A 20,658-nucleotide genomic window follows, 5' to 3' on the forward strand; every position below is an offset into this window, starting at 1 on the left:
AAATACTATAATGAAAAAACCAGTAAAAATGTTATGGCGTGTTTTTTTTGGTGGCCTGCTGCTGCTGATTTTAATATTTACCGCAGCCAACTTTGGATTATTGGGTAAGATGCCTTCTTTAAAAGAACTCGAAAATCCTGAAGCCGATTTGGCCAGTGAAGTGTATTCATCTGATGGTAAACTGATGGGTAAATATTATGCAGAAAACCGCAGCGAGGTAAAATACAACGAAATTTCACCCAACATTATTCATGCGTTGGTAGCCACCGAAGATCAGAATTTTTATGATCACTCCGGTATTGATGCAAGGGCTGTTGCCCGGGCGGTTATAAAACTTGGTACCGATGGCGGCGGGAGCCCTATTACGCAGCAGCTGGCAAAAAATATGCTGGGCCAGGGAAAGGGGAATGTATTTAAAAGAGGAACACAAAAAATAAAAGAATGGGTAATTGCTGTAAAGCTGGAACGTAATTTTACCAAGGAAGAAATTATTACACTTTACCTCAACCGGGCATCCTGGGGTAACCTTTATGGAATTCGAAACGCAGCCAGAGCCTATTTTCAAAAAGACCCTATTGATTTAAATATTGAAGAAGCGGCTGTGTTGGTAGGTATGTTAAAAGGTTTTATTTACGATCCTATCCGACACCCAAGTGCCTCGCTTAACAGACGCAATACCGTTATAGAAAGAATGGTGGATTGTAAACAACATTATCTTACGGATGAACAGGCAAACAAATACAAAGCAAAACCCCTGATTACCAATTTTAAAAAAGCAGATGATAATGTGGGCATCGCTCCTTATTTCCGTTTTGCAGTGGCCGACAAAATGAAGGACTGGTGCAAAAAACATAAAAATCCAAAAACAGGCGAAAACTATGATTTATACAGGGATGGGTTAAGGGTTTATACAACCATTAATGCTAAAATGCAGCAATATGCAGAAGAATCGGTAGTACAGCAAATGCCCATCATCCAAAAAAAACTAAATGCCTATTTAAAAACCGCCAGTGATAAAACATGGAAAGAACATGAAAATGTAATACAATCAGCAATGAGAACCAGCGAACGCTGGAAGAATCTGAAAGAAGAGGAAATGAAGGATGCAGATATAAAAAAGTCGTTTTTGGCAAAAGTAAAAATGAAAGTATTTGCGTGGAATGCAAAAAAAGAACTGGATACGGTACTGTCACCAAGGGATTCTATTATTTATCACCATCAATTGCTGCAGACCTCTTTTGTAGCAATGGATCCCAAAACCGGTGAAGTTAAATGCTGGGTTGGTGGCAATGATTTTAAATGGTTTAAATATGATCACGTTACAGCCAGCAGGCAGGTGGGTTCTACAATCAAACCGCTTATATATGCGTTGGCGGTACAGGATGCGGGCTACACGCCTTCCACCATTATTGAAGGAGGTGCAGTGCAATATGGTAAAGAAATGAAAACATTTTATGGAGGTGGCGGCACGCTCGCTAATTGCCTGGCCTTTTCCAAAAATACTGCCTCAGTACGGCTCACAAATATGTTGGGTGTTAACCGGGTAATTGAATTTGCAAAGAGTGTGGGTATTAGTGCGCCGCTGCCGCCCTATATTTCCCTTTCGCTGGGCGCAGCAGAAATACCGCTGTTACAAATGCTGCAGGCTTATACAATGTTTCCTAATAAAGGATTTAATACGGAGCCAGTGTTCATCAGTCGCATTGTAGATAAGAACGGGAATTTACTGGAAGACTTTACCCAGGTAAACAGCAAGCAGGTAATGAGCGAACAAGACGCCTTTACGATGGTAAAACTAATGGAAGGCGTTGTAGAAATTGGTACAGGACGTTCTTTAAACAATTATAATATTCCTGTTCAGAAAGCGGGGAAAACGGGTACAACTAATTTTAATACAGATGGCTGGTTTATTGGCTATACACCCGAATTGCTCGCTGGCACCTGGGTTGGCTGCGATGATCCTTTTATCAGGATATATTCTGGCACAAGTGGTGGTAATGAAATGGCATTGCCTAAATGGGGATATTTTATGAAGAAAGTGTACGGCGACAAAAGTTTAGGATTTGGTAAAATAAAAGAGTTTGCTGAACCGGCCCAAATGTCAAAGGATCCTATTTATGCCGATCAGAATTTTAAAGATATTGTTAACAGTGGCGACAGCAGCAATAATCCGGAAGATTTAGGTAATGGTGGCGCAGGCGATTTTATTGTTGAACCTTCCACAGAAAATAAAGGCAACCAAATTCCTGTTGAAAGCCAGTTTGGAGATAGCAAAATAGATACCAGCCCAAAGGCAAAAAGCAAACCTGATTTACCTTTATCAACTCCTAAATTTACAGAGCCGCAAAAAGACGCCAAAGCAGTGATGCCGGTGCCTATAAAAGCAGCGGATGATAAAAATAAAAAGGTTGTAGTACCTGATAAGTTAAAACCAGTTAAAAAAAATGATTACTAAAAATTAAGGTTCAGGGACAAAATGAATGAGTTTAGTTTTTTGTAGCTTTTGACTTTTATTACCGCTTGAAAAATCCTCCTGCGCCAATTATACGGATGATACAAATAAAATCTTTTTTAATAAAAAAACGTGCTCATTACAGCACGTTTTTTTATTAAAAGCTTTGCAGTGATTGCATTTATTTTTTCATTACCTCATCAGGTACATTTTACCATACCCGCTGTTAAAGTATTTGTCTGTTTTATCACCTTGAGATGTGTATTTATCAAGCGATTTACCATTTAAGTTAGTGATAACTCTAAACAGGTAAACCCCATTGGCCAGCTTTTGCCCGTAAGCATCGGTACCATCCCATTTAAAGTCGGTTATATTACGGCCTATATGTATTGACCCCAGTTCATCTTTGGTTATTTCTCTTACTACTTTACCCGTAATGGTTAAAACCTGTATCCGTATGTTTTGTGGTACTTCACTTCCGGTAACGGTAAAAACAAAAGCGGTAGAAGTGGTAAAGGGATTGGGATAATTAAGCATATTACTGATCATGGGTTTATTAATAATGCTAAAGGTAACCTGGTATTGTATTTTACCAGCTTTATTACCTACCACATCTTTACCCGATACCAATAACTGGTAATCACCATCCTCAGCAAAATAAGGCATAAAATCAATAGAAGCTGCATTTTCTCCACTGGCCAGATTGGCCGGTGTAAACCGTACAGAATCACCAAAGAAAAAATTGCGTAATGACCCGTCGGGATAACGAACCTGTAGTTTTAACAAAGACGTATCGCTTAATGCCAGAAAGTGGCTTTCATCTTTTAGCTTCACCAATATATGTGGTTTGGCTGCAATAATATCCCGGTTTAAAATATGCACGCCATCAAAAGTTACATCCAGTAAAGGATTAAACTTGTCTTCTTTTACATAAAATTGTTTAAAAATAAAATTGTTGTATAAATATTGCTCCGGCTGATCATTATCGGGATTAACCATTACGTATAGTGTATTGGTACCCGGGTAATCTTTTGTATCAATGCTATAACTTACCACCAACGTATCTCCGGCTATCAAGGCCTTCTTTTTACCAATGGCAATTGAATGGGGTACATTATTGCGGTCTGTAATTATAAACTTTACTTTCAGGCTATCAAAGGCCACCGCAGAAATATTTTTAAATGCCAGTGCAAAATTTATTTTATCACCTTGCTCTACCGAATCTTTCATAGTGTATAAAAGATTGGGTGCCACAGATCCTTCGGGAACATAGCTTGCATTTATTCTCCAGTATGATAATTGGTTAGGGGTAGCATACAACGGATCACTGTTTGTCATTTTTAATTTGAGGTAAGGATACGTAGCTGCATTAACAAAACCCAGCGATGTATCGGTGGCGGGTTTTACTGTTGCCATAAATGTTTCTGCCCCGGCGGATGTTACCCCGTAAACATCTATGCTTACTGCATCCGTCATTGTCTGGTCAATACTTTTGCCGCGCCAATGTAAAGAAGACCAATTTTGAGCAGGTCCAAATACCGGCGATTCAATGGTGCCGGAAATATATTTTGTAGGAAGATTATAGGCCGACTCAAGTTGATCAGTTGGCAAAGACCCCACTTTTTGTACCGGTGTAAATGAAGGGCTGTTTTTTTTGTAAAAAAATATAAAAGGAATATTTTTGGTGAAGCTGTCAATCTGGCTAAACCCGATTGATTTTAATTTATGATAAATTGAATTGCCCGTTCCCAATATAGCCTGGTCTGCCTCCCAGGTACTATCAAAAGTATTGTTGCTCGTCCGGCCCGAGTTAGTAATGGATACATACATTCCATCCGGAATACTGTCTATAAAATCCATGGCGCGTTTCCTATATTTGAGTGAATCATAGGGAAACTCAAAAAAGTTTCTTGTACCGTCAGAACTGGCATCCCGCGGACAGGGCGACCAGCTTCCAAAGCGCCCCGTAACTTCGCCGGTAACCGGGTTGGTTATCCTGGTATTTTTCCATGGCTGCATTGTACTTGGATCATACACATAAAACTGTAGTGCATTAAAACGGCAAGTATAAAAATCAAGCTGATCAAAATCAAGATTTACATTAATCCTTTCATAATTGGTATTTGGATAAATGCCCGTTCTTATTGTAAGGGTTCGTTGTTTACTGGCATACCGAAATACCCTGTCGCTATCAAGGGAAATAGTACTGCTAAAGGTATTTTTAGTAAACTGAAAATAATGTGACTGATTAAATCCGGTGCCTCCGTTGGGCAGGTAAACGAAAGAAAAAGAATTCCATATTTGTGGAGCTCCGTTAACAGGTATCATTGACGTTCTCCAGTAGTAAACAGTACTGTCGGTAAAAGTTACATTGTTTGGCACAAACTCAATTGCCCCGCCAATGCCATTGGCACTGTACTGCTTTTTAAAAGGAGAATTAAAAAGTTCTGTTGTATCCAGTTCCATCTGGTATTGCCGCTGAGCACTTAAAGGATTTGCAGTAGAAGCGTTAAATGTAATTTGCTGTTTATTTACAATTGAATAGTTATAGGGCGATACCGGGCGGATTTCATCTTCAAGTATATAAAATTCTTTTGTGATGGTATTATTTGTTTCTGATAATTCATGTACTTTATCGCCAACATCTAACGTTACAATTATTTTATTTAATCCTTTATCGGTAGCAGGGTTAACGGGTACTGTAAAACTTAATGAATCAGCGTATTTAATGCCGGGTATCAGCTGATTAAAAATAATTTTTGAAGAGTCATTGGGTAGTTTTCTTATTACTGAAACCCGGATAGAATCATTGGTTACTTTGCCAATATTCATCATTTTAATATCTATCTTAAAACTATTATCGGCAACAGAAATAATGGCAGGATTTATTTTTACCAACTGATCTTCTACCACAAAATCGGGTAAGGCAAAAGAATTAATTCTGATGGCCGGGTCTCCATGCAGGTTCAGTTCTTCCAGGTGAATACGGGTATAAAAGTCAAGGGTTTGTGGATTACCTCCTAAAATTTGTAAAGTATTTTTAAGCTGGTTACCGATGGTATTTCCATAGTCGTCCACACTAAAATTATCATACAATTTGATATTAAAAAAATTCAAAAACGGAGGAATACCAAGATGAGTACTGGCGATAAAACCGATACTACCCCGCTGATCTGCCAGCACATATTTTTCGGAGAGTGTGGCGTTACCAGCCAAACGGGCAGGATCAAAGATAAAAAAATTGCCCGCACTGCATCCGCTTACATTAAAGAAGGGATACTTGCTTTGGTTAGTGTACACTTCAGGACTACTTAAATTAAATGCCAGTGTATTGGCAGAAGAGTGACCAAAATACTGGATTAAACTAACTCCTCCGTTTATCAATTGTTCAATGCGTTCACCGCTTGCCTGTTCTACCGCTGAACTGGAGGCTTTTACAAAAGTTTCTACATGTGCCCCAAAAGCACTGTCTTCTGCAATATATTTATACTCATTGAGGTAATTTACAAAAAGGTCAGTTTCTGCCTGATCGCCTCCGCCGGCAACATTAATAATATTTTTCATCCATGCCTTATCAGCAACAGTCTGGCTGGTAGACGCCTGCGCCTGCTCGTATTGTTTTACTTTATTGAGATAATATTTTATTTCGGTACCATTAATTGCCGCAATCCTTCCAATGGGTACCAGCGGAACATTTTGTCCGGGAGGGCAGGATAACAATACATCCGAAGCAGGCCAGCCGAAGCTTTGAACCAAATCCAGTTGGTCTGTGATCGGATTATTTTCATTTTGTTTATACTCCAGAGAATTCATTCCCCTGCCAAGTATCAAAACATATTTTGGTTTGAGGCTAAATTGCTGACTGGCAAAACGGATAAAGTCGCGTATGGCAGCCGGATGTTTTTTTATGCCAAAGGCAAACTGGTCATTCAGGTCATCAATAGAAAGTATAATAGGATGGTAACTGCCTCCAGGTGCAGAAGCCCTGTATTTTTTATACTCATCAACATAATTAATACCATTACCGTCGTTGAATAAAGAAGTATGTGAAATAATCAAATAGTCTCCCTGATTGGCTACTGCTGAATAATTGATAAACGATTTGGCTGTAAGGCTGTTAATTGCTGTAATATTATTCGTTTCCTCATTTACCATCGTAAATTTTCTAACGGTTTCAGACGAACCGGGTAAAGCAAATTTTACCTGACCTGGCACTGAAATGTCTCCGGCAAACCTTTGTCCATTATTAAGATTATATAAAACAGGCGGTGTTGTGCCAACATTAAAATTATCAATTACAACATAATTACCAGCGGCAGAAGCGCTGAGCTCAAAATAAAAATTCTTTTCATTATTAAAATTAAATTTTGATGGATAGGTAAGTACCATTTCTCCCACCACAATATTGTCGTTACCATTAGAAACCCCCGGTGGTGGCGTATCACCGTTAACAGATACCTGTAAATTATCCGGACTTTGAAATATATTCAGCGGTATATTGTTTACCTGTTTTTTTACAATACTGAAATAATTCATAGGCACATCATTAAACAGGATGGTATTGTAAAAATTTACCCTTAAATTTCTTGTGTACAAAGCATTGCCAAAGGCAGAAATATAAAATGACACACTGTTGGCAGGGCCTGCTGTATAAACATTTAAGTTATTAAAAGTTGTATAAAGATCGCAACCTGCGCAAGGAGATATATTAGCACTTGTAAATCCTTCCCCCATATCGTACGACGAAGAATAAACATATTCTCCTACAATGGCAGCATATCCGCGGTTGTATTTCGTTTTAAAAGATGTGCCCACTTTATGCATAAAATAAGCATCCGGGGCAAGTGTATTTCCAGCGATATTATTGGCGGCAGTAACAAACCGTTGATTATTGCCTAATGGGTTTACAGTGAGAAAATAAGTGGCAGTATCCGTATGCAGGCTAAAACTGTCAGACAGTTGATAGGATGTATCGCGGTAAAGATTTTTATCTGGTTTACCATCATTCATTACGCCTAAAAATTCGATATAGTCTGCGGGTGTTAAAACTCCGGCTGATACAGAAGTAAAAAGTCTTACTTCCTCTCCATTGCGCCATAATTGAAATTGTTCCGCAGGTATACTACCTAAACCTGCAGCAGATATGGTAGCCTGGCTGATACGATACAAGCCGGTTTTACCCACTTTAAATTTATAGTAAGTTTTGCTATAATCTATCCAGCTATTGTTAAGTTGCGCATGAGCAATTGATACACAAAGCAAGAATATTGGCATTAAAACTTTTTTCATTTTGCAGTTCGGTTATTAGTGTTTTTAGTTATTCTTTCACCCTTTTCACTAACGTAAATCTTAGTGAAAATATGTGGGTGTACAAGGGATTGGACTGATTGGCAAGATTACTGTAAGCATAGTCAAGCGTTACATTTTTTATCTTTACACCTGCACCTAAACTTGGCTGATATATCCAAACTTTTTTTTGATTCAACGTGTCACCATCGGATAGCCCTTTTTGAAAATTGGTAACGCCGGCCCTGATAAAAAAAACGTCTTTGATGGAAGCTTCCAGCCCCATATGCGGATCAACACTTACCGTGTTGCTGCTGATAACGGTATTTCTTTTACCATCAAACGTGAAGTCTAAATTTGCTTCGGCCAATAAGCTAAAGGAAGGGCTGAATTTGAAATCATATCCACCTCCGAACGTTAACCTGGGTGAGGTTAATTCGGTTGAGCGTACCGGTATATCGTTTTTTGTAAGGTATAAAACCTGTTTTTCTTTTTCAGTAAATTTAAAAGCCCAGGCATTAAAAGTTGTAGTTAAGTCTTTAGCAACTAAACCCAGGTGCCATTGCTTGCCATGTATCTGTACACCGGCATCAACGCCAAAACCCCAGGCAGTAGCAAACTGACCAACCTTGCGGTGAATTACTTTTGCATTCACGCCAAAACTAACCAGCTTATCCTCGGTTTCAACCACTTTTTGAGCATACGAAAACAGCATGGCATAATCTGCAGAAGAAAAGCTGGTGATACTTCCATAATCCACACTACCATCCGGCTGAACTAAAAATAATGTATTGGGAATGTCATCTACTGCAAAACGCAATAAGGAAATGCCGATGGTTCTTTTATTATCCTGGATAGGTATTGCCACTGAACCAAAATCGTATTTGCCAATGCCGGCAAAATATTCGGCATGCATCAAATTTACTTCCGGATGATCTTGTACACCCACCAGTCCGGCAGGGTTCCAGTAACCAGCAGTACCATCTTTTACAGATGCTACCTGGGCACTGCCCATTGCCAACCCTCTTGCACCAGCACCTATATTTAAAAATTCGTTGGAGTATTTTCGGAATTGAGAAAACGAAGCAATTGGAAATAATACAATACCAAGTAAAAAAGCAGCCAATTTTGAACTCATAAATAGTTAGTTTGCGGTTTTAATGCTTTGTATTAATAATACATATCAATATAAAACGTATTTGCACTAAGTAAATTGTGCTGATTATTTACTAAGATATCTTATTATTTAAACAAGAACAATCAATCACTAAATTATCAAGTGGCCGTATGGGACAAATACACAAATCACTACAAACAAAGACGCTTTGTTAACCAAAAAGGCTGCTTGTAAAGGCTGTGTTAACAGTTACTCTTTACCGATTGGTATTTTTATTTTTTTGAGGTGAATAATATTGTAAAATTCGAAAAAAAAAGAATTTCATTAAGTGTAAAAGAAGCCGTACTGGTGAATCTATTATCCGCTCCTCCATAAAACATAATTACATTTTTCAATTTTTCTCAGCACTTTTGCAAAACTTTTACTGCAGGAAAATGATGACTAAAATTTAAAAAAAATAATGATCAATTTAATACAGGAGTTACAATGGAGAGGCATGGTGCAGGATATTATGCCTGGCACCGAAGATCAACTGATGAAAGAAATGACTACTGGGTATATTGGCTTTGACCCTACTGCAGACAGTTTACATATTGGCAGCCTGGTGCCCATTTTATTACTAAAACATTTACAAAACTGTGGGCATAAACCCATTGCATTAATAGGTGGTGCCACTGGTATGGTGGGCGACCCAAGTGGCAAAAGTGAAGAGCGGAATTTACTAAGTGAAGAAGTATTAAACCACAATATAATTTGTGTAAAAGCACAACTGGAAAAGTTTTTAGACTTTACTGCTACCCAACCCAATGCTGCGGAAATGGCCAATAATTACGATTGGTTTAAAGACTTTACTTTTTTAAATTTTATTAAAGAAGTGGGCAAATACATTACCGTTAATTACATGATGAGCAAAGACAGTGTGCGCAAAAGACTTGAAGGCGATAATGGAATGAGTTTTACCGAATTCACTTATCAGTTGGTACAGGGGTACGATTTTTACTGGCTCAACAAAAACAAAGGTTGCAAACTGCAGATGGGTGGCAGCGATCAATGGGGTAATATTGTTACGGGTACAGAAATCATCCGTAAAAAAAGTGGTGGCGAGGCATTTGCTTTTACCTGTCCGTTACTTACCAAGGCTGATGGTGGTAAATTTGGTAAAACAGAAAAAGGCAATATCTGGCTGGATGCTAAAAAAACCTCTCCTTATCAGTTTTACCAGTTTTGGCTAAATGCAGCGGATGCAGATGCAGAAAAATATATCAAAATTTTTACCCTGCTAAGCAAGGAAGAAATTGAAACTTTGCTGGAGCAGCACAGGGGAAATGAACATCAACGGCTGTTACAGAAAAAGCTGGCTGAAGAAGTTACCTGTTTTGTACACAATATGGCTGAGTATACCTTTGCTGTAAAAGCATCTGAAATTTTATTCAACAATGATACTGCTGAAATTTTACAACAGTTAAACGAAGCGCAATTGTTGCAGGTTATGGAAGGTGTACCAAAGGTTGAATTTTCAAAAGTAACTGCAGAAACGGGTGTTGATGTGGTAACCTTTCTGGCCGATACAAAAATATTTCCCAGCAAAGGCGAAGCCCGTAAAATGTTGCTGGGCGGCGGTGTTAGCATCAATAAAATAAAAGTTGATTCTATTGAAATGACGATTAACACCAAGGGGTTGTTGAATGAAAAATATTTGCTGGTGCAGAAAGGAAAGAAAAATTATTATTTGGTAATGATGAATTAGCATTATTAAAAGACAAGCAGCATACTATATTGCTACAAGTCATAATAATTACTCTGCCTCCACCTGTTTTTTTATAATAATGCCTTCCGTTGCCTGGGATAAAAAATCTCTTTTATTTACCAGGTAACCATTACCCTTTTCGCATACATGTACTTTTAAATTTTCTATGCTAAAAGGGCTGCCGTCCGGTACGTCTGCAATATTACTGTAACGAATGTCGTAACCATCAATGATGATAACACAGCCACTGCCAATGGCTTCCATTTTATTTCCATGGGTAATAAGCATGCCGGTATCTTCGCCCAAACCAATACCAAGGCAGGATGGGTTGGTAGCCACCACCTGAGACAGGCGGTTAAAGCGGCCACGTTTTTCAAAATGGCTGTCGAAAACCACGTCATCCATAAAACCGAGCCCGGTGGTAATTTTTACTTCGCCTTTTAAATGTGCCCTGGTGGCATTGCCTTCATAAATCATCGTGTTGCTCATGGCCATAGCACCTGCACTGGTACCCGCTACTACAAAAGCAGCATCATTGTGGTAACGTTGCAACATCAGTTGCAGCAATTGCGTACCCCCAAATATGGTAGATAACCGGAGCTGGTTACCACCGCTAAACATCACCGCATCACAGTTGCGGATTCGTTCAATAAATTCGGGTATTACTACATCTGCCCGGTTGCGGATGTTCATAATACTAACATCTGTGCAACCAATTTTCCCAAAGGCATTCAGATAATTCTCCCCTACTTCATTGGGAATCATGGAAGCCGTGGTGATTACTTCAATTTTTGCGGCTGTGCCACCGCTTTCCTGTACAATGCGGTTTAAAATGCCTAACTCAATAAAATTAAGATTGCTTAGTTTTTGCAATTCTCCCTTTTCGGGTACTGTACCTTTATCTTCGGCGCCACCAATAGCAATCAATTTTCCACTGGGTTGTTGCATGAATAGTTATTTTGATGGCAGTAAAATAATTTCCGTTCGCCGCATTGTTTTACTGCCTAATATAATGGGTGCTGCAAAAGTAACCTAATTGAATAAAACTGGCTTTGATTACACTTTGTATTTTTTAAGCTTGCTTATTTTTATTAACTTCCGCTTTACCGGCTGCTTTAAAATATAACGTTGATTTTTATTGTTTATTTGCGTGGCTTGTAAAATCGGTTGCTTTTTATTTGTACCATGCAACCAGGAAGCCCAGGCTGCCCTATTTAAAAATGTACAAATGTGCGACGCCACCGAAGCTCCTCGTTGCTTCCCGGCCCGGACAAAAATTTTTTTTAAAACCCTTTTAACCCAAACTATTGTACAAATGAAGATTGCAGAGATAAAAATTATGAGAGGCCCTAATTATTGGAGTGTACGTCGTCCCAAACTTATACAAATGAAGCTGGATCTGGAGGATATGGAACAACGCCCCACCAATGTGATAACCGGCTTTAAGGAAAGATTACAAGCGATGTTTCCGGACATGTACCAACACAGGTGCAGCGTGGGTAAGCCAGGAGGTTTTTTTGAAAGGGTTGAAGAAGGTACCTGGATGGGTCATGTGATAGAACATGTAGCGCTTGAGCTACAGACATTGGCGGGTATGGACACAGGTTTTGGCCGTACAAGAGGCACGGGTAAAGAAGGAGAATATTATGTAGTATTTAGTTATATGGAAGAAGATGCCGGTGTATTTGCAGCAAAAGCGGCTGTGAAAATTACCCAGGCCCTGGCAGATGATTTGGCCTATGATATTGAAAACGATATTATGCAACTGCGGGAAATAAGAGAAGAAACCCGCCTGGGGCCAAGCACAGGTTGTATTGTGGATGAAGCTGCCAAACGAAATATCCCTTTTATCCGGTTAAATAAATACAGCCTGGTACAGTTGGGGTATGGCATTCACCAAAAACGAATCAGGGCTACCATTGCAAGTACTACCAGTAATATTGCGGTGGACATTGCCTGCGATAAAGAAGAAACCAAAAACCTGCTGGGTGCCGCAGAAATTCCGGTGCCCAAAGGTGTTATTGTTAGAACTGAAGAAGGATTGAAGGAGGCTGTAGAAAGCCTTGGCTACCCACTGGTATTAAAACCGATTGATGGCAACCATGGCAAAGGTGCTACCACCAATATTATTGACTGGAATATGGCAGTAAAAGCACTAGCAGCCGCACAGGTGTATGGCCGCAACATTATCTGCGAACGGTTTATTACCGGTTTTGATTTTAGGGTACTGGTGATAAATAATAAATTTATTTGTGCCGCACTGCGTACACCCGCTGCTATTACCGGCGACGGAGAACATTCCATTCAATGGCTGGTAGATGAAACCAATAAAGACCCCCGCCGTGGATATGGCCACGAAAAAGTTTTAACCAGTATTAAGCTGGATAGTTTTAGCCAGCAAATGCTGGATGCGAAAGGATATACATTGGATACCATTGCGCCAAAAGGAGAACTGGTTTTGCTGAAACCGACTGCCAACCTGTCTACCGGTGGAACATCGGAAGATGTAACGGATGAAGTACACCCGGCTAATATTTTTATGTGTGAACGTATTTCTAAAATCATTGGCCTGGATATTTGTGGTATTGATATTATGGCACCCGACTTACGGTTACCCATCAGTGAAAACGGCGGTGCGGTGCTTGAAGTAAATGCGGCCCCTGGTTTTAGAATGCACATTGACCCTGCGGTGGGGATTGGCCGCAATGTGGCCGAGCCGGTAATTGATATGTTATTTCCAAAAGGCAGTGCTGGACGCATTCCCATCATTGCCATTACGGGTACCAATGGTAAAACAACTACCGCAAGATTAACTGCACATATTGCTAAAAGCGCCGGGTATAAAGTGGGGTATACTACCAGTGATGGAGTGTATATTCAAAACCAAATGATGATGAAAGGCGACTGTACCGGACCGGTAAGCAGTACTTTTGTATTGCGTGACCCAACAGTAGATTTTGCAGTACTTGAATGTGCAAGAGGTGGTATCTTAAAAAACGGTCTGGCATTTCAAAACTGTGATATAGCCATCATTACCAATGTAAGCACAGATCATATTGGTCTTGGCGGCATTGACAGTCTGGAGCAGATGGCAAAAGTAAAAGCAGTAGTGGCTGAAACTGTTTTTAAACATGGGTATGCCATTTTAAACGCAGATGATGACCTGGTATATGATATAAGAAAAGGGCTTGATTGCAACATTGGTTTATTCAGCATGGATGAAAATAATCCACGGATAAAAAAACATTGTAATGATGGCGGGCTGGCTACTGTGTTTGAAAATGGTTACATCAGCATCATGAAAGGCAACTGGAAAATAAGGGTAATAAAAGTAACGGACGTTCCAATTACTTACGGTGGTAAAGCTGTTCATAATATTATGAATACACTACCGGCTGTACTGGCTACTTATTTGTACAGGGAAATAAAAGTAGATGATATTAAAGAGGCGTTGGAAACCTTTGTTCCCTCCCCTACCCAAACACCGGGCAGACTTAACTTTTTTAAATTTAAGCATTTTGAAATGCTGGTGGATTTTGCCCATAACCAGGCAGGAATGCAGTTGCTGAGCGATTTTTTAGGTAAGATGGATGGTTCGCCCAAAGTAGGTATCATTGGTGGTACCGGCGACCGGCGTGATGAAGACATTAAAGATTTGGGCAGTATAGCAGCCGGCTGTTTTGATGAAATTATCATTCGCCAGGATAAAAGTTTACGTGGCCGGACCGCCGAAGAAATAGTGCAGCTTTTGGTACAAGGTATTGATAAAGCAAAAACCAAAAATATACCTGTTACCATTATCAATATTGAAACAGAGGCAATTCTGCACGCATATAATACTGCCAAACCAGGTTCATTAATTACGGTGATGTGTGACGATGTTTTGGCATCTTTGGAATTTATAAAAGGATTAAAGGAAGCGGAAGATAAATTGTAGAAAAAGAATAATCAACCTATTTTTAAAATGGTTTTGGCTGTTTTACCGTCAACCCCTAAATTTGCATTCCCAAACTAAATTTTGGGAAAATGATTGGGTTATAGTGTAATGGTAGCACTACAGATTTTGATTCTGTCCGTCTAGGTTCGAATCCTAGTAACCCAACCAATGAGGACAAATCAATTTTATTACTGATTTGTCCTTTTTTATTTTTCGCTATAACCCTCTCCCACCCTATATATTAGATCAACTGCTTCATTGAGCCTGGAGGTTCGATAACTCATTCCGTCAAAAGTCAATTTTTCAGGATACATCGAACCTATTATTTCTCTTTTCCGCTTTGTATCAGCTTCCGAATATAGTTTATCAAGCCTTGTGAGACCGTTTAAAGCCTTATCCAGAAGTGATGCTATACTAGTTGTACCATTATTTAACTCTAAAACTTTGCCCTCCAAAATAGATACCTTTTTCTCTGATTCTGATTTTATTTCTCTATAATCTGCGCCGTCAAGGTCGCCAGATAGTTACTCAACAGCAAGTGCTTGATAATTGGAAATACCGGCAATACCGACCCCCATTCCCCATTCATTTTTACGTTTAAGTCGGCGTGGCGACAGGGGGTCAAGACTCGTGGATTTTCCAGTCCTGGGCAAATGAATGCTGCAATGATGATGTAATTACTAATAATGCCAATAAGAATTGTTTCAGCGATTTCATTGAAGTGATATTTATAGTTATTTAATAAAATTAAAAGCCATATATAAAATATATTTTTTATGTGGCTGTCTTTAGAACAGTTGTGCATCTCACACTGGCGCAGGTCTCTCGACCTGATGCCTTACCGTTACTTGAATCCCTACTGATAAACTTTTTTGCCAATGTTGGTATTGTATAAAATATGTTATAGATGGTGATAAAAACTAGTACACTGTGAAAATTTTATTCAACTCAAAAGCTGCTTAAAAAAACAATGATTCAAGGGAAACAGCAATCTATACCACTTCATACTGTCTAAGAAGCCGTCTAAATTTAGTTTTACAGACTTTGCTATAATGCCAAAGGGGCCATTTTTACCACTGTTGAACGGAGCGTCGCCAATGTCGCTGCTATGAAATACCGAAGCTAGTTAACAAATAAATCATTTTTAGACAACTGTCTAAGATATCTTAAGTTTCAATTCATCGGTAAAACATACCATTTACCGGGTTGGGTTTTTAGTTCAATGTTATACCCTCTATTTTTAATTTTACAATTACCCCCAACTTTTGAAAATACTCTTGAACTTACCAGCCAGCCACCCTTCCATTTCATATCTACTACAAATCCACCCCTTGCACAAAGGCCTTTTACTTCTCCATCTTTCCAGGATGCCGGCAATGCAGGAAGCAGTTCAATAAATCCTTCCTGGCTTTGCAGAAGCATTTCTGCAATGCCGGCAGTTGCTCCAAAATTTCCATCAATTTGAAAGGGTGGATTAAGATTAAATAAATTATCAGCTGTCTTTTTTATAAGAATATCATTCAACGCATCCAAAGCATTATCACCGCTTTTTAGTCTTGCATACAAGTTAGTAACCCAGGCTGCACTCCAGCCCTCATGTCCACCACCATGTTGCAGTCGGTACTCCAAAGATTTTCGGGCTGCTACCACATACGCTGGTGTCTGTACATTGTTAAAAGCACTACCAGGATACAAGGCGTACAAATGGGACAGGTGCCGGTGCCCAGGTTCCGTTTCCTTGTATTGCTTTGCCCACTCCATGATGCGCCCATCATCCCCAATTTGTACTTTCAATAAATTATTTTTTGCAGATTTTATCTGATTAATCATTTCATCTTTATCATTTAATATTACTGAACCACTAATCACATTGGTAAAAAGTTCTTCAAAGATTTCCTGGTCATGCGATGGTCCCATACTGATGGTGCCCTGGCTGCCATCAGGGGCTTTAAATGCATTTTCCGGAGAAGCTGCCGGGCCTGAAACCAAATTGCCGGTTGTGGAATCGGTTACCAGCCAGTTCAAATAAAATTTGGCAAAATTCTTTAAGGTAGGAAATACGTTTTGTAAATATTTTTTATCCTTGGTAAAAAGATAATGCTCCCAGAGGTGCTGACAAATCCACCCGCTTGCACCGGAAATCAGCCCCCAGGAAGGATGTTCGCCGGGAGATGTGTAACCCCACACATTGATGATTGGACCAATACAACAGCCTTTCATATTAAATTGTACGGAAGCCGATCTTGTGGCAGGCTTTTCAATTTGCTGAATAAATTTGGTAAGGGATAAATGCAGTTCGCTGAGATTGGTATTTTCGGCCAACCAATAATTCATTTGAACGTTTATATCTGTGTGGTAATCACCGTTCCAGGCAGTTTGAATTTCATTGGCCCAGATGCCCTGTAAATTCGCAGGCATTGTATTTTCCCTTGTGGATGAAATTAACAGGTACCTGCCATACTGAAAATACAATTGCGATAAATAATGATCGTCTTTTGTTTCCTTAATTTTATTGAGCCTGACATCGGTGGGTAAATTATCCTCCATTGATTCATCGGCTAATTGCAAAGAAACCCGTTTGAAATATTTTTGATAATCTGCGATATGCATTTGCTTCATTTGAGAAAAATCTTTTGCGAATGCCTTATCCAAATTATCCCGAGTAATTTTTTTGTAATCCCTTCCTTTATATATGGGGTATTCAGGTAAATAATCTGTAGATGCGGTTAGATACAAAATCACCTCATCTGCATTTTTTATTACAAGCTGGTTATTTAAAATAGATTGCTGCCCGCCTTTTAATTTAGCTTTCAGTCTGGCCATGTATTCCATTCCACTTCCACCATTTCCATTGTCTAAAGCGCCAGACATTATTAATTCTCCCTTTAAGGCTGTAGTGGTAAATCTTTCTGGCCGGTTGAGAATTGCGGTAAAACTAATGGAACCTCTTTTATTTGCCGTAAACTTTACTACCATTGCGTTACCAGGGGCGCTGATAAAATATTCCCGTTTAAAACCAACACCATCCTGTTGGTAGTTTACATGGGAAATGGCATCGTTTAAATTCAGATCACGATAGTATTGGGTATAATTTTTTTTTGTTCCAAAATCAATCCATAAATCCCCCAGGGTTTGAAAACAACCGAATGGCACATTGCCGCCATTGCCGTTACCCGAACCTTTCCCTTTGCAAACCTGGGTTCTATTGGTCAATTCGGTAGCTTCTCTAAATTTCCCTTCAAATAATAACTTACGTATTTCAGCTAAATACTTTGGAGCTTCTGGGTTATCATTATCGGTATTGCTGCCACTCCATAAAGTTTTTTCATTAAGCTGGATGCGTTCCCTGTTTACATCACCAAATACCATTGCACCAATATTTCCATTTCCGAGTGGCAGGGCTTTCAACCATTGCGGGTCATCTTTCCAACCATTTTTATCATCCGGTATCAAGGCATCTGCCGGTTGATTGTACCAAAGTTTTAGGTGACCACTCTGTGAAGAAGCCAAACTCACATTCAACAAAAAAAAACAAATAAGCGGGTAAACTTTCATCATGATCTGTTTAAATGTTAATTGAAAATTACAGAATAAATTTTAGGGCGGGTAAGTACCGTAATGGCGTATGGCATTTGAAAATATTTTTAAACATTCTACATATTGCGATCCCCAGTTTTCATTACCAACCCCCATTATTATTAAATTAAAAGAAGCTGGATGCGCCATTTGTGCCCGCACATTGCACCACTGTGATGTAACAGCGCCATTAGCAAATTCTATTAGATTGAGCCATCCTGCACGTATGGGTTTAATTGATCAATGGAAATTACTTTTGCCGTATTAAACAGCCAGGACGTACCGCAATTTCTTTAATAGCATACTTTTTATTTTGCTATTATTTTATCGTTAAAACAACTACTGCCATTGGTGGCAAGGTTACTGTCAACACATTTTTATCGATTGATGCATTGTTAAAAGTAGCAGGCTTTATTTTTTCGGACTCTGTAAATGAGTTATAATCCTGCAATTTTTTTGATGTAAGAATTCTGCCTGACAAATTCTTTTTAGTTTCACTTTTTAATACAACACTTATTTTTTGTGATTGCAAAGGATCAATATTAACAAGCGAAATATTAATTACGCCCAGGCTGTCTTTCGATGCAGAGGCAGATACAGCGGGTAATTTTTCGCCATTTAATATATAATCGTTCACTTTAAGGGTTATTGGTAATAATGTTGCATCCTGATGAACATTATACATTTCCATCACGTAATAAGTTGGCGTGAGAATCATTTTTTCTTTGTTGGTAAGAATTACAGCCTGCAACACATTTACGCATTGTGCTAAATTGGCAACTCGTACCCTGTCAGCATGGTTATTAAAAATATTTAGCGTAACGCCTGCGATCATTGCATCCCTAATAGTATTTTGCTGGTATAAAAAACCTGGGTTGGCACCTTTTTCAACATCATACCATCCGCCCCATTCATCCACCACCAACGCAATCTTTTGTTTAGGATCGTATTTATCCATGATGGCTGCATGTTTGGTTACCAGTTCATCCATCAGCAAGGCTTGTTTCATGATTTGAAAATACTGATTTTCACTAAATTCAACTGCAGGCCCTTTCTTATTCCAGTCTAACAATGAATAATGATGCATTGCCACGCCACCCAGCATATCCAGCGGAATATTTTTCATGAGTGTTTCTGTCCAGTTATAATCAGCATCGCTGGCACCGGAAGCTATGCGCATCAGGCCACCCCTGTTTTCCCAGTCAGAAATAAAAGTGGCGTACTTGCGGTACTCATTGGCATAATAATCTGGTTTCATGTTACCGCCGCAACCCCAGGCTTCATTGCCAATGCCCCACATTTTTACTTTCCATGGCGCTGTTCTGCCATTTTGTGTACGCAGATCACTCATGGGGCTTTTACCATTAAAGTTAGAGTACTGAACCCAATCCGCAAGTTCCTGTACAGTACCACTCCCTACATTAGCTGACAGGTAAGGTTCTGCGCCCAGCAATTCGCACATATTTAAAAAATCGTGGGTACCAAAACTATTGTCTTCAGTAACTCCGCCCCACCATTTATTTACCATGGTGGGTCTTTTATCTTTTGGCCCGATACCGTCTTTCCAGTGATAAGTATCTGCAAAGCAACCACCCGGCCATCGCAGATTGGGAATCTTCAATTTTTTAAGCGCATCAATAATATCATTGCGTACACCATTTGTGTTTGGTATTGAAGAGGTATCACCCACATAAAAACCATCATAAATGCAACGCCCCAGATGCTCTGCAAAATGACCATAAATGTTACGATTTATTTTTACTTTACCGGCGTCGGTATTAATAGAAAGATTGTTTTGTCCGACTGATAATTGTAAAAACAGAAAAGTGACGAGGCAGCAAAACGTATTTTTTTTCATAGATTTTTTTGAATATGTTGAGATCTGTTTAAATGTTAATCGAAAATAATAAAAGATTTTTAGGACAGGTAAGTACCCCACTGGTGCAGGTCTCTCAACCTGATGCCTTAGCGTTACTCTAACCCTGCTAATAATTTTTTCGCCCTTTTAAAATTCATTATTGAAAACATAGTTTTTGGAACTTTCCTTAATTTAAAATTAATGCGCAAACTTTTTTGGGTACTTTACAATATTTAAATTGACTACTTATAATTTACAAGAATCCAGATTATTAAATTTATTTTCTGATTAAAAAAAACTTCATTCGATCATTATTAACAGCTGATAGTAATATCTTTTGTTTAGCAGAAGTTTGTATTATTTTCATATCCTTAACATCGCCTTTTAAAATAAATCCGCTAATGGATGGCTTAATAAAAGAAAAATTCCCTTTACCATCTCCTTGTAAATAGCAGCCAAAAGATGCATCGTACCGTCCTGTCATTACATCAGCATTGTATTCATTACCGGCTAATAACAAATCCATTTTCCCATCATTGTCTACATCCTCGCTAAGTATGGTGTTGACTGGTGCAAACTGTACCTCTGCAGGAAGGAAATGTTTAATGAATTTACCATTACCTATATTTTCAAACCAACAAGTATGCAGTTCATCGCATTGTAGTTGAAGAAAAGGTTCACCACC

At 39.0% G+C, this 20,658-nt stretch carries 9 protein-coding genes, 1 tRNA gene and 1 pseudogene; 4 read left to right on the forward strand and 7 right to left on the reverse strand.

What is annotated here, in order from left to right; translation table 11 throughout:
* Positions 1 to 10 precede the first annotated feature (10 nt).
* Positions 11 to 2,455, forward strand: coding sequence for a transglycosylase domain-containing protein (locus H7254_RS13685; protein ID WP_301933501.1), 2,445 nt, complete (start codon positions 11 to 13; stop codon positions 2,453 to 2,455).
* A 189-nt stretch (positions 2,456 to 2,644) separates the two neighbouring features.
* On the opposite strand, the gene H7254_RS13690 is transcribed toward H7254_RS13685, so the two are convergent.
* On the reverse strand, positions 2,645 to 7,726 hold the full coding sequence (locus tag H7254_RS13690) for a C25 family cysteine peptidase (RefSeq protein WP_301933502.1): 5,082 nt from the start codon (positions 7,724 to 7,726) through the stop codon (positions 2,645 to 2,647).
* A 43-nt stretch (positions 7,727 to 7,769) separates the two neighbouring features.
* Positions 7,770 to 8,876 carry a PorV/PorQ family protein gene (locus H7254_RS13695; protein ID WP_301923348.1) on the reverse strand — a complete coding sequence of 369 codons (1,107 nt, stop codon included), beginning with the start codon at positions 8,874 to 8,876 and terminating at the stop codon, positions 7,770 to 7,772.
* Between the two features lie 439 nt (positions 8,877 to 9,315).
* On the opposite strand from H7254_RS13695, the gene tyrS reads away from it, so the two are divergent.
* Entirely contained in the window at positions 9,316 to 10,602 is a 1,287-nt protein-coding gene (tyrS, locus tag H7254_RS13700; RefSeq protein WP_301933503.1) for a tyrosine--tRNA ligase, read from the forward strand.
* Positions 10,603 to 10,650: 48 nt separating this feature from the next.
* Here tyrS and H7254_RS13705 read toward each other — a convergent pair whose 3' ends face one another.
* Positions 10,651 to 11,550 carry a cyanophycinase gene (locus H7254_RS13705; protein ID WP_301933504.1) on the reverse strand — a complete coding sequence of 300 codons (900 nt, stop codon included), beginning with the start codon at positions 11,548 to 11,550 and terminating at the stop codon, positions 10,651 to 10,653.
* 280 nt (positions 11,551 to 11,830) lie between these two features.
* On the opposite strand from H7254_RS13705, the gene cphA reads away from it, so the two are divergent.
* Both cphA and H7254_RS13715 read left to right on the forward strand, forming a co-directional pair.
* On the forward strand, positions 11,831 to 14,539 hold the full coding sequence (gene cphA / locus H7254_RS13710) for a cyanophycin synthetase (protein WP_301933505.1): 2,709 nt from the start codon (positions 11,831 to 11,833) through the stop codon (positions 14,537 to 14,539).
* Positions 14,540 to 14,633: 94 nt separating this feature from the next.
* Positions 14,634 to 14,707: transfer RNA gene (locus H7254_RS13715), tRNA-Gln, on the forward strand.
* Positions 14,708 to 14,745: 38 nt separating this feature from the next.
* Here the strand turns inward: H7254_RS13715 and H7254_RS13720 are convergent.
* The 4 genes and pseudogenes from H7254_RS13720 to H7254_RS13735 form a co-directional block, all read right to left on the reverse strand.
* Positions 14,746 to 14,994, reverse strand: a complete 249-nt coding sequence (locus H7254_RS13720; RefSeq protein WP_301933506.1) for a hypothetical protein — start codon at positions 14,992 to 14,994, stop codon at positions 14,746 to 14,748.
* Positions 14,995 to 15,712: 718 nt separating this feature from the next.
* Positions 15,713 to 18,097, reverse strand: a complete 2,385-nt coding sequence (locus H7254_RS13725) for a glycoside hydrolase family 95 protein (protein WP_301933507.1) — start codon at positions 18,095 to 18,097, stop codon at positions 15,713 to 15,715.
* Positions 18,098 to 18,434: 337 nt separating this feature from the next.
* Positions 18,435 to 19,973, reverse strand: a complete 1,539-nt coding sequence (locus H7254_RS13730) for an alpha-N-arabinofuranosidase (RefSeq protein ID WP_301933508.1) — start codon at positions 19,971 to 19,973, stop codon at positions 18,435 to 18,437.
* Between the two features lie 277 nt (positions 19,974 to 20,250).
* Positions 20,251 to 20,658 (reverse strand): annotated as a pseudogene (locus H7254_RS13735) (hypothetical protein); the annotation flags it as partial.

The organism is Ferruginibacter sp., from assembly GCF_014377975.1.
In the GTDB taxonomy this organism is placed as follows: Bacteria; Bacteroidota; Bacteroidia; order Chitinophagales; family Chitinophagaceae; genus Ferruginibacter.

Bases quoted from the DNA above. Each gene is read 5' to 3' on its own strand.
- H7254_RS13685 (WP_301933501.1), top strand. From the start codon at position 11: ATGAAAAAACCAGTAAAAATGTTATGGCGTGTTTTTTTTGGTGGCCTG.
- H7254_RS13730 (WP_301933508.1), bottom strand. From the start codon at position 19,973: ATGAAAAAAAATACGTTTTGCTGCCTCGTCACTTTTCTGTTTTTACAA.
- cphA (WP_301933505.1), top strand. From the start codon at position 11,831: ATGTGCGACGCCACCGAAGCTCCTCGTTGCTTCCCGGCCCGGACAAAA.
- H7254_RS13690 (WP_301933502.1), bottom strand. From the start codon at position 7,726: ATGCCAATATTCTTGCTTTGTGTATCAATTGCTCATGCGCAACTTAAC.
- H7254_RS13705 (WP_301933504.1), bottom strand. From the start codon at position 11,550: ATGCAACAACCCAGTGGAAAATTGATTGCTATTGGTGGCGCCGAAGAT.
- tyrS (WP_301933503.1), top strand. From the start codon at position 9,316: ATGATCAATTTAATACAGGAGTTACAATGGAGAGGCATGGTGCAGGAT.
- H7254_RS13725 (WP_301933507.1), bottom strand. From the start codon at position 18,097: ATGATGAAAGTTTACCCGCTTATTTGTTTTTTTTTGTTGAATGTGAGT.
- H7254_RS13695 (WP_301923348.1), bottom strand. From the start codon at position 8,876: ATGAGTTCAAAATTGGCTGCTTTTTTACTTGGTATTGTATTATTTCCA.